At 59.9% G+C, this 12,239-nt stretch carries 13 protein-coding genes; 11 read left to right on the forward strand and 2 right to left on the reverse strand.

Annotation, left to right across the window (positions count from 1 at the left end; all coding sequences use genetic code 11):
• The first annotated feature begins 412 nt into the window (after window positions 1–412).
• On the forward strand, window positions 413–2,023 hold the full coding sequence (locus NITLEN_RS09580) for a peroxidase family protein (protein ID WP_121989359.1): 1,611 nt from the start codon (window positions 413–415) through the stop codon (window positions 2,021–2,023).
• Between the two features lie 158 nt (window positions 2,024–2,181).
• On the opposite strand, the gene NITLEN_RS09585 is transcribed toward NITLEN_RS09580, so the two are convergent.
• A complete protein-coding gene (locus NITLEN_RS09585) occupies window positions 2,182–2,964 on the reverse strand; it encodes a carbon-nitrogen hydrolase family protein (protein WP_121989415.1) in 783 nt (260 codons plus the stop codon).
• A 100-nt stretch (window positions 2,965–3,064) separates the two neighbouring features.
• On the opposite strand from NITLEN_RS09585, the gene NITLEN_RS09590 reads away from it, so the two are divergent.
• The 9 genes from NITLEN_RS09590 (at window position 3,065) to NITLEN_RS09630 (ending at window position 10,210) form a co-directional block, all read left to right on the forward strand.
• The gene (locus NITLEN_RS09590) at window positions 3,065–4,669 is read left to right on the forward strand and encodes a peptide chain release factor 3 (protein ID WP_121989360.1); all 1,605 of its coding nucleotides are present in this window, start codon (window positions 3,065–3,067) and stop codon (window positions 4,667–4,669) included.
• 88 nt (window positions 4,670–4,757) lie between these two features.
• Window positions 4,758–5,099, forward strand: coding sequence for a hypothetical protein (locus NITLEN_RS09595; protein WP_121989361.1), 342 nt, complete (start codon window positions 4,758–4,760; stop codon window positions 5,097–5,099).
• Window positions 5,100–5,287: 188 nt separating this feature from the next.
• Complete coding sequence (locus NITLEN_RS09600) at window positions 5,288–5,638, forward strand: hypothetical protein (RefSeq protein ID WP_121989362.1); 351 nt, start codon at window positions 5,288–5,290, stop codon at window positions 5,636–5,638.
• Window positions 5,639–5,660: 22 nt separating this feature from the next.
• On the forward strand, window positions 5,661–6,461 hold the full coding sequence (locus NITLEN_RS09605) for a class I SAM-dependent methyltransferase (RefSeq protein WP_121989363.1): 801 nt from the start codon (window positions 5,661–5,663) through the stop codon (window positions 6,459–6,461).
• Window positions 6,461–6,994: an RBBP9/YdeN family alpha/beta hydrolase gene (locus tag NITLEN_RS09610; protein ID WP_219999424.1), complete on the forward strand. Its 534-nt coding sequence runs from the start codon at window positions 6,461–6,463 to the stop codon at window positions 6,992–6,994. The genes NITLEN_RS09605 and NITLEN_RS09610 overlap by 1 nt, the downstream gene beginning before the upstream one ends.
• A gap of 2 nt (window positions 6,995–6,996) precedes the next feature.
• A complete protein-coding gene (locus tag NITLEN_RS09615; protein ID WP_121989365.1) occupies window positions 6,997–7,470 on the forward strand; it encodes a GNAT family N-acetyltransferase in 474 nt (157 codons plus the stop codon).
• 79 nt (window positions 7,471–7,549) lie between these two features.
• Complete coding sequence (locus tag NITLEN_RS09620) at window positions 7,550–8,107, forward strand: DNA-3-methyladenine glycosylase I (RefSeq protein WP_121989366.1); 558 nt, start codon at window positions 7,550–7,552, stop codon at window positions 8,105–8,107.
• A 357-nt stretch (window positions 8,108–8,464) separates the two neighbouring features.
• Window positions 8,465–9,673: an outer membrane beta-barrel protein gene (locus NITLEN_RS09625; protein WP_121989367.1), complete on the forward strand. Its 1,209-nt coding sequence runs from the start codon at window positions 8,465–8,467 to the stop codon at window positions 9,671–9,673.
• Between the two features lie 102 nt (window positions 9,674–9,775).
• Window positions 9,776–10,210: a DUF5069 domain-containing protein gene (locus tag NITLEN_RS09630; protein ID WP_121989368.1), complete on the forward strand. Its 435-nt coding sequence runs from the start codon at window positions 9,776–9,778 to the stop codon at window positions 10,208–10,210.
• An 86-nt stretch (window positions 10,211–10,296) separates the two neighbouring features.
• Here NITLEN_RS09630 and NITLEN_RS09635 read toward each other — a convergent pair whose 3' ends face one another.
• Window positions 10,297–11,412: a HEAT repeat domain-containing protein gene (locus NITLEN_RS09635; RefSeq protein ID WP_181416759.1), complete on the reverse strand. Its 1,116-nt coding sequence runs from the start codon at window positions 11,410–11,412 to the stop codon at window positions 10,297–10,299.
• 391 nt (window positions 11,413–11,803) lie between these two features.
• Between NITLEN_RS09635 and NITLEN_RS09640 the strand changes: the two genes are divergently transcribed.
• Window positions 11,804–12,178, forward strand: coding sequence for a hypothetical protein (locus tag NITLEN_RS09640; protein WP_121989370.1), 375 nt, complete (start codon window positions 11,804–11,806; stop codon window positions 12,176–12,178).
• Window positions 12,179–12,239: the final 61 nt, after the last annotated feature.

Here is a 12,239-nt window from a genome sequence, read left to right on the forward strand (position 1 = left end):
TCCTCACACGTCGTCTGCCTTGATCGGAATCGGCACACTCCCGAGCAGACGGATCGACCACCCCGCATCACGGGATGGTATGCGCTGGGCTAACGCCGGTATCGAGCTTCGTGTTTGTTCAATGGGGACGGGGCGCGAGCCAGAATCGGAACCAGTTGCATGTGGCCTGGTTCACTTTTGTCGAGTGTGGGATAGAGCATTGGCCAAGATTGAATACAGTTCTCCGTCCGACACTGCTGGCGGGGAGAGGGATTCTGTTGTTTGGCGTGTAAAATACGCTAAGGGTTTCCTTGAATGGCGCACGGTGCAGGTATTGCATGATCTAGGGCCGCAAATCTGAGTTCCGGGGGTTGATGGGCGCACTTCGGAATCTGAGACTCACTCACCATTTCTAAAGGAAGGGGGCGTCCGTATGGTGCATCGTCGAAAACTACTTCTGTCAGTTGGCTTGGTAGGGCTGTTGAGCGGTGCGTTCGTGTTGACGGCGGCCCTCGCTGATGACCGGGATCGAGACCGAGACCGGGATCGAGATCGGGACAGAGACCGGGACCGGGAAATGTCCTTTACTCGGATGTTTCCTGATTTGCCGCCGTTCGCTCCTCAAACCGATGGGGTGCGCGATCAGGCCAAGAAGCTGGGTGAAAAGGGCGGGTTGATTGATGCCCTGGATCTTCTCAGCGACCCGGTGTTGTCGATTACCAATCCTGCGGTGTTTAGTCCGAACAATCCGGACAATCCCAACATGACGGCAGGCATGACGTTTCTGGGCCAGTTTTTGGATCACGACATTACGTTCGATCCGAATTCCCCGCTGCTCGAAAAGGCGAATCCCAGGAAGACGACGAATTTTCGGACGCCGCGGTTCGATCTGGACAGTGTATACGGCGGCGGGCCGGAACGGTCCCCGGAGTTGTATGACCGCAGTTCCGGGGATATTAAACTGCGGGTCGAAGTCATTCCAGGCGCTGAACAGTTTTCACGCAATGGCGCCGTTCGATTCGATCTTCCGCGCGACCCGGGCACGTTGACCGCGTTGCTGGGGGATCGTCGCAACGACGAGAACGTGGTGATCTCTCAGCTCCATGTGGCGATGCTTCGTTTTCACAATGCCGTCACGGACCGGCTCCGGGCCGATCCGGCGAACGCCGGCGATTCCGCCGAGCAGATTTTCAGAGAGGCTCGACGCCAGGTCCGCTGGCACTATCAATGGATTATCCTGCACGAATTTCTCCCGTTGACGATTGGGCAAGAGCGTGTGGATGACATTGTGCAGCGGGGGACTCGCTTCTATCGGTTTGATAGAGAGAATCCGTTGATGCCGATCGAGTTTTCGGTGGGCGCCTATCGCTTCGGCCACTCGCAGATCCGGCCCAGCTATCGGCTCAACTTCGGCCGTCCCGATATGGGGCATAATCCGTTCATCGTGTTTCTGTTCGATGACGCCCAGGACCCGAACGATCCGGACCCGCTCGACCTGCGCGGCGGAAAACGCGCGCCTCGCCGGTTTGTCGATTGGCAGACGTTCTTCAATTTCGGCGATGGCAATTTCCGGCCCAACAAACTGATCGACGCCAAACTCTCCAGCGTCGTGATGTTGCTGCCGGGCTCACGTGGGCCCGCGCCGGCTCTGCCGTCCGATGGGGTGACGTCGCTGGCCTCGCGCAATCTGATGCGTCACGTCAATTTCGGCATCCCCTCCGGTCAAGCGATTGCCCGGAGGATGGGCCTTCCGGCGATGACGCCCGCGCAGTTATCCGCGCTGGCTCCGTTTGACATGGAACGGAGTACTCCGCTCTGGTTGTATATTCTGAAGGAGGCGGAACTGATGGAAAGCGGGTTGCGGCTGGGACCGGTCGGCGGCCGCATCGTCGGGGAAGTATTTATCGGATTGCTGAAGGCCGATGATACGTCCTATCTGTCGGCAAGGCCTCGCTGGACACCGGTGTTGCCGTCCGCTACGCCCGGAGATTTCCGTATGACGGATCTCCTGACGTTCGCCGGGATGGTGCCTCCCTTGAACTGACCGCGACACGTGACCGTTCCGGGAGCCTGGCTCGGCGCATCGCGACGAGCCAGGCTCCCAACTCCTTTCCGCTTCATCCCCTCTCTCAAACATCGATTCGCGGCCGCGGCATGGCGGCTGAACGGATTGCGCGGCGGTAATTTCTGTGGCGTGACCGCTTACAGTTCGAGACGCTGATAGGAAGGGGCAGCCAAGTCCTGCCCGAGCAGATCCCATTCGATCAGGAAAATTGTTGAGCGCGCTGCACTCATGGAAAGTCGGCGTTCGCCGTCTTTCGCCACGACACTCTCGGCTTTCGTGAAATCAAGGGTGAGATCCGGACCGGTCCGGTTACACACGAGCAAGGGCAGTCCGGTGTCGCGCGTGCATCGCTCCCATTCGCCGTTGGGGCCGTGAAGCCCGGGCGCCCAGGCGGCGGCGGACACCAGCATGCGCGCGCCTTGCCGCCGCAGGCTGCCGGCGATGCCCGGAGAGTACGCGTCGGCGCAAATCAGCAACCCCACGCGGTCGAGCGGCGGCGCCGCGAAGACGAGGGCTTCAGTGCCGGGCGTCGACCAGGCTTCCGATCCCACGCGCAGCGCGTTGATCTTCCGATGGGCGCCGGTGAGCGCACCGTCGGGCGCGATCACAAAGAGAGAGTTATGCAGCAGTTTCGTGCGGACATCCTGTTCCGGCAGAGAAAGGAACAGGGTGACGCGCAGCTTCGCCGCAAGGCGGCCCATCTGTATCATCCACTCATCCGGCTGAGGCGCAATCCAGTCGGTGCCGATTCGGCCGGTAAAGGCATACCCGCAGACCGCGAGTTCCGGCGTGAGAATCCAGTTGGCGCCCGCCTGTGCCGCCTGCATGACCGCGGTTTCGATCAGCCGTCGATTGCCGGCGAGATCGCCGGGAACCGGTGCCAGATGCAGGAAGGCGATGCGAAGGGACGGCGTGGCCATGGTCCGCATCATACAGGGGCGGCGTGATCGGTGCGAGTGACGATTCCTGCGTCACCCGCTGTTGGCCGCCGGGGGCGGTGTGGTATGCTGCGCACCCATTATGGCTATCGATCAGACACGTCAGGGAGAATTGGCTGCGGCAACGGCGCGCCGCCGGACCTTTGCGATCATCAGTCATCCGGACGCGGGCAAGACCACGCTTACGGAAAAGTTGTTGCTCTATTCCGGGCTCATTCGGACGGCCGGCATGGTCCGTGGCCGCAAGGGCGGCAAGACGGCCGCCTCCGATTGGATGGGCATGGAGCAGGAACGCGGCATTTCCATTACCGCCTCGGCCATGCAGTTTCCGTATAAGGATGCGATCATCAACCTGCTCGATACGCCGGGCCACCAGGACTTTTCCGAAGATACCTATCGGACGTTGACGGCGGCCGACAGCGCGATCATGGTGATCGATGCGGCCAAAGGCGTGGAGACGCAGACGCGCAAGTTGTTCGAGGTGTGCCGCTTGCGGCGGATTCCGGTGCTGACCCTGATCAATAAGATGGACTTGCCGGGACGTCCACCGCTTGACCTCATGACAGAGGTTGAGCAGGCCCTCAATATTCACGCGAGCCCGATCAATTGGCCGATCGGATCCGGGAGCGATTTCGCCGGCATCGTGACGCGGGCCGACCATCGCGTTCAGCTGTTCAGCAAGACCGCCCATGGCGGCGCGACAAAGGTCGATGTGGCGAACATGGTGTTGGCCGACCTCGAACGCAGCGGCCGTGTTCCTCCGGACGTGATGGAACCGGTGCAGCATGACCTGGAGTTGCTCGACATCGCTGGCAATCCGTTTTCGCGCGACCAGTTTCTGAACGGCGATGTCACGCCGGTGTTCTTTGCGTCGGCGCTCACGAACTTCGGTATCGAGAGCTTCCTTGACGCCTTTGTGACGCTCGCTCCGTGCCCCAGCGCCCGGCTGGCCGACCGTGAGGATGGAAGCGAATACCCCATCGATCCGGTCGAGACGCCGTTCAGCGCCTACGTGTTCAAGCTGCAAGCCAACATGAACCCGAAGCACCGGGACAGCACGGCCTTCTTGCGGGTCTGTTCGGGGCGATTCGAACGGGACATGATGGTGACCCATCATCGACTGAATCGAGAGGTGCGTCTCTCGCGGCCGCACAGTCTGGTGGCGCAGGAGCGGAGCACGGTGGAAGAGGCCTATCCCGGCGATATCATCGGCATCATCAATCCCGGGCTCTTCGCCATCGGCGATACGATTTCCGTGGTCGGCGGATTCAACTTTAAACCGCTGCCGCAGTTCCAACCGGAAATTTTTGCGCGCCTCCGTCCGACCGATGTCGGCAAGCGAAAAGCCTTTGACAAGGGGATGGAGCAGATGGCGCAGGAAGGCACGGTCCAGATCATGCGCAGCCTCAACGACCTGGACTCCTTGGTCGCGGCCGTGGGCCGGCTGCAGTTCGATGTGCTGCAATATCGTCTTCGCCACGAATATCGCGTGGAAACGGTGCTCGATGCCCTCCCGTTCTCATGCAGCGCCTGGTTGGGCGGAGATCCCGCGACCTTCAAAGCGCCGTCGGCATCCATGGTGGTAAAAGATCAACGCGGTCGGGTCGTGGTGCTCTTCGGCGATCAGGTCATGAAGACCATCGCCCGGGATCGCAACCCTGACCATACGCTTCGCGATATGGGGTAGCGCGGCGGAGGTATTGGCCGTGCCCGGTCGAGAGCCAGGGACGGTTTCCCTCTTCTCCCGTGCTGTCTCGTGACGGTAGGTCGACTCTATGGCGTGGCCGGTCCCCATCGCACGAGAACTTGCCGGGGCCGCAGCTGCCTGGCAATCCGGCAACGACGGCAAAGCCAGAGTGTGCGCGCGGCGGGCAGTCGCATTAGCCGACGAAGCGTGGCTGGCGCAGCAGACGTCTTCGCCCTGGTTCGGCGATGCCATGGCTCACCTGCGCAGAATCCAACAAGACGTGTCGTTTCCATCAGCGGTCCGGCAGGCGGCCGAACGATTGACGACGACTGTGACCAAGAAACAGACGGCTCCCTTTACGGCGGATCCTATCGGTGATGCGAACACCATCATCGCATTTTTGATAGGGGGCAGCGACGGGCGCCCGTGATTCTGCGGGAAGGCAGTGAGGCGATCGATGGAAGCGGATGATGCTGAAGTGTTGCGGGAGGCCTGGGCGAAAGCCGGGGGATTGCCCTGCCCGCATGATAGTCGGGAGAAAGAATTTTATCTCGGGTCCGATACGAGCGCTGAAATTTGTGTGCGGTGTGGAAAATCATTCTGGAGGGGCAACTAGCTATGGGGCGAATCTCCAGATGGCTGGCCGGCCTGGTAATAGCAGGGGTGCTCGCGCCGCTGCCCCTTTGGGCCAATCCGGCGCAGGATCGGCTTGCGGCGATGTCCGAAGTGGAGCGGAGCGAGGCCCTGGCGGTGTTTGTCGAAAGTGGGGGGCATCACTGCCGGACCGTCGCGCGCACATTTTTCCAAGGAGAAGATATCAAAGGAAATGTCTTCTGGAATGTGGCCTGTGTCGGCGGCGAATCTTACGTGGTTGTGATCAAGAACGATGTGCCTGGTTCGACGCGGGTGATGTCGTGCCGCCGCTTGCGGGCGGTGGCCGGCGCGGACTGTTTCAAAAAGCTGGGGTAGTACAGCGCGCGGATAATCAGCTATGAGTCAACCTGACTACGTCTTTACGTCGGCCGACGATCAATTGGAGCTCAGGCGGTTGCAGGCGATCGAGCGGGAGTGCGATCCGGCCAGTTGCCGCCGCTTGCATGCCACCGGTCTCACGACCGGATGGCGTTGTCTGGAAGTGGGGCCGGGCGCCGGGTCATTGATGCGGTGGATGGGTGAGAGAGTCGGGCCTTCGGGGCAGGTTGTCGCGCTCGATCTCTCGACCAAATTTCTGACGGCGCACCCCCCGGCGCATGTCGAGATTCAGCAGGGGGACATTCGAACGGCTTCGCTGCCGCAGGGCTCATTCGATCTCATTCACGCGCGCTACGTGCTCATCCATCTGCCGGATTACGAGATTGCCCTGTCCCGGATGTTGGCCGCGCTGAAGCCAGGCGGATGGATCGTCCTGGAAGAACCGGACTTCTCTGCCTCGCGGGGCATCGCTGGAACGGCTGTGCAACTTGCGGCGATGCAGCACATCAATCAGGCGATTCATCGCATGTATGAAAGCCGCGGCATGGACTCCGCGTTGGGACTCAGACTGTTGCCGTTGTTGCAAGCGCGAGAGCTTCTGGACATGTCCATGGAGAACGATGCACCGGTGTTTGCCGGTGGATCCGGGCTGGCCGCGATCATGGCGATGTCCGCTGAACAGTTGCAGGACAAGTATCTGGCGACCGGAATCGTCAGTGAAATGGATGTGCAGAACTATCGGCAAATGGCCGAAGATTCTCAGAGCCGGGCCGTTTACTATGCGACGGTGGCGGTGGCCGGGCGTAAGCAGGTTGAGTGATGATGGAAACTCCTGTGCTAGTCCTGCCGGGGTTCGGCAATTCTGCTCCCGGTCATTGGCAGACGTTGTGGGAAGCGCGCCATCCGGCTTGGCGGCGGGTAGATCTTGGCCAATGGAATGCGCCGGTTTGCCGGAATTGGATGCGGACGTTGGACGAGGCGGTACAGCGCTGCAGTGCTCCTCCTATTTTGGTCGCTCACAGCCTGGCCTGTTTGCTCGTGGCTCATTGGGCTGGGCCGTCTCGCGTGCCGATCGCGGGTGCCTTCCTCGTTGCGGTTCCCGAACCGGCTAGTCCCAGTTTTCCCGCCACCGCTCAAGGTTTCAGTCCGGTGCCGATGCGCCGATTGCCGTTTCCCAGCATGGTGATCGCCAGTCGCAACGATTCGTTTGGTTCTTTCGAGCATGCGCAACGATGTGCGACTGCTTGGGATAGCCGGTTCGTCGATGTCGGCGACGTCGGCCATATCAATATCGACAGCGGGATCGGCGAGTGGCCTGAAGGCTATGCGCGGTTTGAGGAGTTCATCGGATAAAGATGTCGATCCAGATTACGCAGGCTCAACCGGAAGATGCGGCCGTCGTTGCCACATTGGTGGGGGAACTGCTCCGTGAGATTATGGCGGCGGTCAGCGACAAGGTGTTCAACTTTCATCAGGCCGACACGGAAGCGCGCGCGGCTGCCTGGTTGCGAGACGGTTGCTACTCGGTACTGCTGGCCCGTGCTGGCGATGTGCCGATCGGATTTCTCGCCCTATATCAAAGGTACGCGCTCTATACCGAAGGGATCTATGGGACAATCCCTGAATTCTATGTTTGTCCGGCCCATCGTTCGAAGGGAGTGGGCACGGCGTTGTTGGAACAGGCCAGGCGACTGGGACAGTCGCGCGGCTGGCGGCGGCTGGAAGTCACGACTCCACCCTTGCCGCAGTTCGACCGGACGCTGGTGTTCTATCAGCGCGAGGGGTTCAGCATCTCCGGAGGCCGGAAGTTGAAGCTGGAGCTGTCGTGAAGCCGGTGGTGGATTACGGTCGCGGGTGTGAGTACAGGGCGAGGCTGGTGACTGAACTTCGAGGAGAGGGAGCGTCGAGATGAAAGACACGATCCGCTGCAGCTGGGCCGGCGAGAAGCCGCACATGGTTCGCTATCACGATCAGGAATGGGGCAAGCCGGTGCATCGTGACCGGAAGCATTTTGAGATGCTGTTGCTTGAAGGAGCCCAGGCAGGGCTGACGTGGGAGACGGTGTTGCGGAAGCGCACGGGTTATCGCAAGGCCTTCGCGGGGTTCGATCCGAAGAAGGTGGCGCGTTTCACGGTGAGCATGAAAGCGGCGCTGATGAAGAATCCCGACATCATCCGCAACCGGCTCAAGATCGATTCGGCCGTCACCAATGCGCAGGCGTTTCTGGCGGTGCAGGACGAGTTCGGCTCGTTCGATGCCTATGTTTGGTCATTCGTCGGAGGAGAGCCGATCGTCAATCAGTGGACCAGGATGAAGGATGTTCCTGCCACGAATGTGGTCAGCGATACCTTGTCGAAAGATCTGAAAAAACGCGGCTTCCGGTTCGTTGGCAGCACGATCATCTATGCCTATATGCAGGCGATCGGGATGGTGAATGATCACCTTGAGGCCTGCTCTTTTCGGTGATCGACAAGCTCGCCCAGAGCTTCCTTCACGAAAAGCCTGCGAGCTGCTCGCCTATGGTCTGTAGCCTATAGGGCTGCGCATATTACCGGTAGTGTTTCATTCATGCCACAGGCGGCAGCACACCTATCTACTTTAGTTCACAGTGTATTCCCTAGAATGTTTCCTGCTCTAGTCGTCAACCACGTCGTCAAAATGTCGGGAGACAACGCAATCGTGCTATTCCGCCGCGCAGGGCTGAACGGTACCGATCTTGCTGAGCCACGCCTGGAAATGGCTTCCTGAAACCGGTCACAGAGTCATGGCGTCGGCGACGCATGACCGCGAGTAGGGAAAGAGTACTGTCACAAGGAGGTAGGCATGTCCGTGTGGAAGGCAATGTTGGGGTGTTGTGCTCTGGCGGGCTGTGTCAGTGGCGTGGGCGCATCGGCGTGGGCGGACGAGGCGCCTGCCACAGCCACGAGCCAGCCGGCGATCCAGCGGCTCTTTCCCGAGAGCTGGCCGATCTCCATCCGCGGTTGGGTGGACGGCGGGTATACGTTCAACGGATCGAGCCCGACGTCGCATTTCAATGGTCCGTACAATGCCGTGGATCGCGACCGGCCCCAATTGAATCAGTTGTACCTGATTGTGGAGAAGACGTTGCGGGGAACGAGCGGAATCGATATCGGCGGTCGAGTGGATGCGATGTACGGATATGATTACTTTTTGACGCAGAGCAATGGGTTTGAGCGGGATCAATCCGGCAGACCGAAGTGGAATCACGAGCAACATGGCCTGGCCTTGCCGCAGATGTATGCCGAAGCCGGCAATCAGACCTTCTCGGTGAAGGGCGGACATTTCTATACGATTATCGGATACGAGGGGGTGCCGGCGCCGTCGAATTTCTTCTATTCGAAGTCCTATTCCTATCAGTTTGGCGGGCCCTTCACGCATTGGGGCGGCTTGGCGACCTGGAATATTTCTCCGCAATGGATGGTGCAGGGCGGTATTGTCAATGGATGGGATTCGCTCGATGGCCAGAGCAGCAAGCCCGCCTATGTGATGAAGGCGAAATATACGTCGAACGAGAAATTTGTGACGGCGTCGTTCGCGGTGATTACGGGCGAAGAGCCGTCGGCGATCCCGACGCGGTATGAGCAGCGGACGCGCTACAGCGCAATCGTCGCGTTGAACCCAACGAAGGATCTTGAATATGTGTTCCACCACTTCTATGCCTATCAGGAAGACGGCAAGCTGGGTGGAGGGATTGCGCGCTGGTACGGGATCGATCAATATCTGTACTATCGGCTCCATGAGCAGGTGAAAGCGGGATTGCGATTTGAATGGTTCCGGGATGAGGCAGGTACCCGCGTGGGCGGCTCTCCGGACCGGGGGAACCCGAATCTGGCTCCGTTTGCCGGGAGTTTCTACTCACTGACGGCCGGGGTGAATTATTATCCGCATCCGAATCTGACCATTCGCCCAGAAGTGCGGTATGACTGGCTGGTAGGCAGCCGCAGTCCCTTTAACGACGGCAATAACTCCAACCAGGTGCTGGCGGCCATCAACGCCTACGTGCAGTTCTAGCGATCAGAGCGACGGTCGGCCCGCTCGCGGAATAGCCGCGGGCGAGCCGACAGGCCGTGGTGGCTGAGGGGATCGTAGTTGTTGCGAGCAGGTGAGTCACCTATGGCGGAAACTGCGCGTTCTCTAAAGCTGCCTCGCCCTCAAGACCAACTGGCCGGCTGTGCCTGGCTGCCACGGTTCGCCGAGAAAGCCAGACGGTTTCTCGATCAGCAGTTGCCGTTTATCTATCGAGCGGCGTTCGGCAGTCGGCTTGGTATCGATGGCGCGTTTCTCCGGCACTTCAGTCTCACCATCGATCAGTTTCTTGCCGCAGTCCGTCGATCCGTGGACGATGCTGCGCTGGCCAAGTGGTTTCTGGCGCATCCGACTGTCACTTCCGAACGCATCGCCGAATGGAACCGTCGTGCCGCGCTGTTGGGGACCAAGGGGCATCCCGGCTATCTCACGCGGCATCTGCTCAAATGGGTCTTCTATCCCAAGTCGGTGGTGACGCCCGTCAACAGCCTCTTCGAAGCCATTGAACAAGACGAACGCTAAGCGGAATGCGCTCCGGGCGTTTCGGGTGAAGTCGTCTTATCTCGGCTGGTTTGATTTGCGGCCCGTCTGACCTCGCCGTAGCTCCGCTACTCTTCCGTATGCACGCCGTCGAATCCATCGAGTGCGATGCCGAGCGAGGCCAGCAGCTCCTTTGTCTCGGGACTGCTGTCGGAGCGTGCGTGTTTCAGCACCGAACGGTGGAGTGTGCGGAGCGGGGTCAGCACGCGCCGGTCGGTAGTCTTGCCCAGGGCGCGTACCATGATGATCTGAGTCTGAAGTGGTTCGTTCGGGAGTGCGGCGATGAAGGTGGGTACGATGTTGCTGTTGGGATGTAATGGGGCAAGGCGACCCAATCCGATGGCGGCGGCGCGATGTTGGTCGGGCGTGCCCGTGTTGAAGAGCGCGAGCAGGGCGTGGATGCCGTCTTCATGGCCGATGGTTCCCAGTGCGATGGCCGCGGATTGCACCACCGCGGGATCGGGGTCGTGCAACGCCTTCGTCAGCCGGGGAATGGCTTCTACTGCGAGCATTTGACCCAGGAGTCCGATCACGGACTGCCGTTGTGCCCCCGTCGCGCCGGGCTCATTCAGCGCCGTGATCAGCCGGGCAGACTGTCCCCAGTCGGCTGCGAGCAAATAGGGGAAGGGATCGGTCTGTAACTGCTGCGCGAGTGCCGTGATCGCGTACGCTCCTGCGTCGGTTTGCCCCGCTTGGCGCGCCGCTTCTTGCGGATTGTTGAACGGCGTACGGACTTCGTGACGCCAGTCGGCCCAGCGGGTGCCGAAGCGATAGGTCAACTGGCAGGCCGGTCCTTTCCAGAGCCGTACGGCGGCGTCGATCATGTCGGCGTCGCCACCGGAGCGGCCTGTTCCTTCCCACGTTTTCAACTCCTCACACTTTACTTTGACCGTAACCTCGTGCGGCTGATCGCTCTCGGTGACGATGCGGTACCCCAACCGTTCGAACCGTAGTGAGACCGCCTTTGTAATAATGGCGGCATCGAGCGGGCCGCGGCTGCTCAGGGCCAGGGTCTCCAGGTGGATTTGCTCGGTCCGATGCAGAAGGTCTTTTTCTTCGGCGGTCAGCAATTCTTTGCGCGCGTGGGTCATGTCCGGAACGCCTGCGGCGAGGATCGATCCGAGAAAGAGAAGCATACAGGTCACGTGAAGGCGGCTGGCGGCGATGCACCCGAGTCTCATCATAATCCGTGCGCTCCTTGTGGTGCGAATGGAGGGAGGAGGTGAATATATGTGGCGAGATTGTCTCATAGGCCAGGTGAGCGGGGAAAGGCTTCCATCTGGTTCATCATGACATGATGAACTAGTACTGTTCTCAGGGGAGGCGATCGTATGGCTGTAGGGAAATGACTACAGCCGCGTTATCTCTACAGTCTGAAGGGGATACGTAATTTTCCTGTGGTTCACTGTCCTGCTTTCCCTTCGTGTGTGAGCTGGATCATAGGGCTGGGATCGTCTAGAGGAACGAGAAAATCAAGGAAGTGTTGGCGAATGTTCGGAGAGTGCGTTGTCGGTACGGCCCTTGCTCTATCCGTCATAGATATATTCCTCGGATGTAAGGAGCAAAGATCTGAATATGCAACATCGGGCCGTTTCAAGAAGTTGGGTTAATGAGCAAGAAGCCTCAGTCTCGTCGATCAATCGGCGGGAGGAGGCCCGGGTTGAAGATTGCCACTCCTGCTCATATGAAATCATCGAATCCGGTGATCCTCAGGTCGCCGCAGTGCAGGAAGGCCAGATGTTTACGCTCAATCGGAGCGCACACGGGAGATTGCTGCTGATGGATCAAGCTCCGCGGCTCAATCAACGGATTGAGGTCCATAGCGCAACGCTCGGCTGGCGGCGCTCTACGATGGTCTATGATGTGCGGTGGACGCGATCCATTCAAATTGGGCCGCAAGGCGATCTATTTTTGGTCGGGTGCCGGTTGACCGCAAGAGGGCCCCTGTAGCTCGGATCTTCAGCTCTTCCTCGGTGCTATTCTCCCCCAATGCCGTCGATAACGATTGATT

The organism is Nitrospira lenta (assembly GCF_900403705.1).
Taxonomy (GTDB): Bacteria; Nitrospirota; Nitrospiria; order Nitrospirales; family Nitrospiraceae; genus Nitrospira_D; species Nitrospira_D lenta.

Coding starts and splice junctions, on each gene's coding strand:
- NITLEN_RS09600 (WP_121989362.1), top strand. CDS start 5,288: ATGGGGCGAATCTCCAGATGGCTGGCCGGCCTGGTAATAGCAGGGGTG.
- NITLEN_RS09605 (WP_121989363.1), top strand. CDS start 5,661: ATGAGTCAACCTGACTACGTCTTTACGTCGGCCGACGATCAATTGGAG.
- NITLEN_RS09580 (WP_121989359.1), top strand. CDS start 413: ATGGTGCATCGTCGAAAACTACTTCTGTCAGTTGGCTTGGTAGGGCTG.
- NITLEN_RS09590 (WP_121989360.1), top strand. CDS start 3,065: ATGGCTATCGATCAGACACGTCAGGGAGAATTGGCTGCGGCAACGGCG.
- NITLEN_RS09640 (WP_121989370.1), top strand. CDS start 11,804: ATGCAACATCGGGCCGTTTCAAGAAGTTGGGTTAATGAGCAAGAAGCC.
- NITLEN_RS09620 (WP_121989366.1), top strand. CDS start 7,550: ATGAAAGACACGATCCGCTGCAGCTGGGCCGGCGAGAAGCCGCACATG.
- NITLEN_RS09635 (WP_181416759.1), bottom strand. CDS start 11,412: ATGATGAGACTCGGGTGCATCGCCGCCAGCCGCCTTCACGTGACCTGT.
- NITLEN_RS09595 (WP_121989361.1), top strand. CDS start 4,758: ATGGCGTGGCCGGTCCCCATCGCACGAGAACTTGCCGGGGCCGCAGCT.
- NITLEN_RS09585 (WP_121989415.1), bottom strand. CDS start 2,964: ATGGCCACGCCGTCCCTTCGCATCGCCTTCCTGCATCTGGCACCGGTT.
- NITLEN_RS09625 (WP_121989367.1), top strand. CDS start 8,465: ATGTCCGTGTGGAAGGCAATGTTGGGGTGTTGTGCTCTGGCGGGCTGT.
- NITLEN_RS09630 (WP_121989368.1), top strand. CDS start 9,776: ATGGCGGAAACTGCGCGTTCTCTAAAGCTGCCTCGCCCTCAAGACCAA.
- NITLEN_RS09610 (WP_219999424.1), top strand. CDS start 6,461: ATGATGGAAACTCCTGTGCTAGTCCTGCCGGGGTTCGGCAATTCTGCT.
- NITLEN_RS09615 (WP_121989365.1), top strand. CDS start 6,997: ATGTCGATCCAGATTACGCAGGCTCAACCGGAAGATGCGGCCGTCGTT.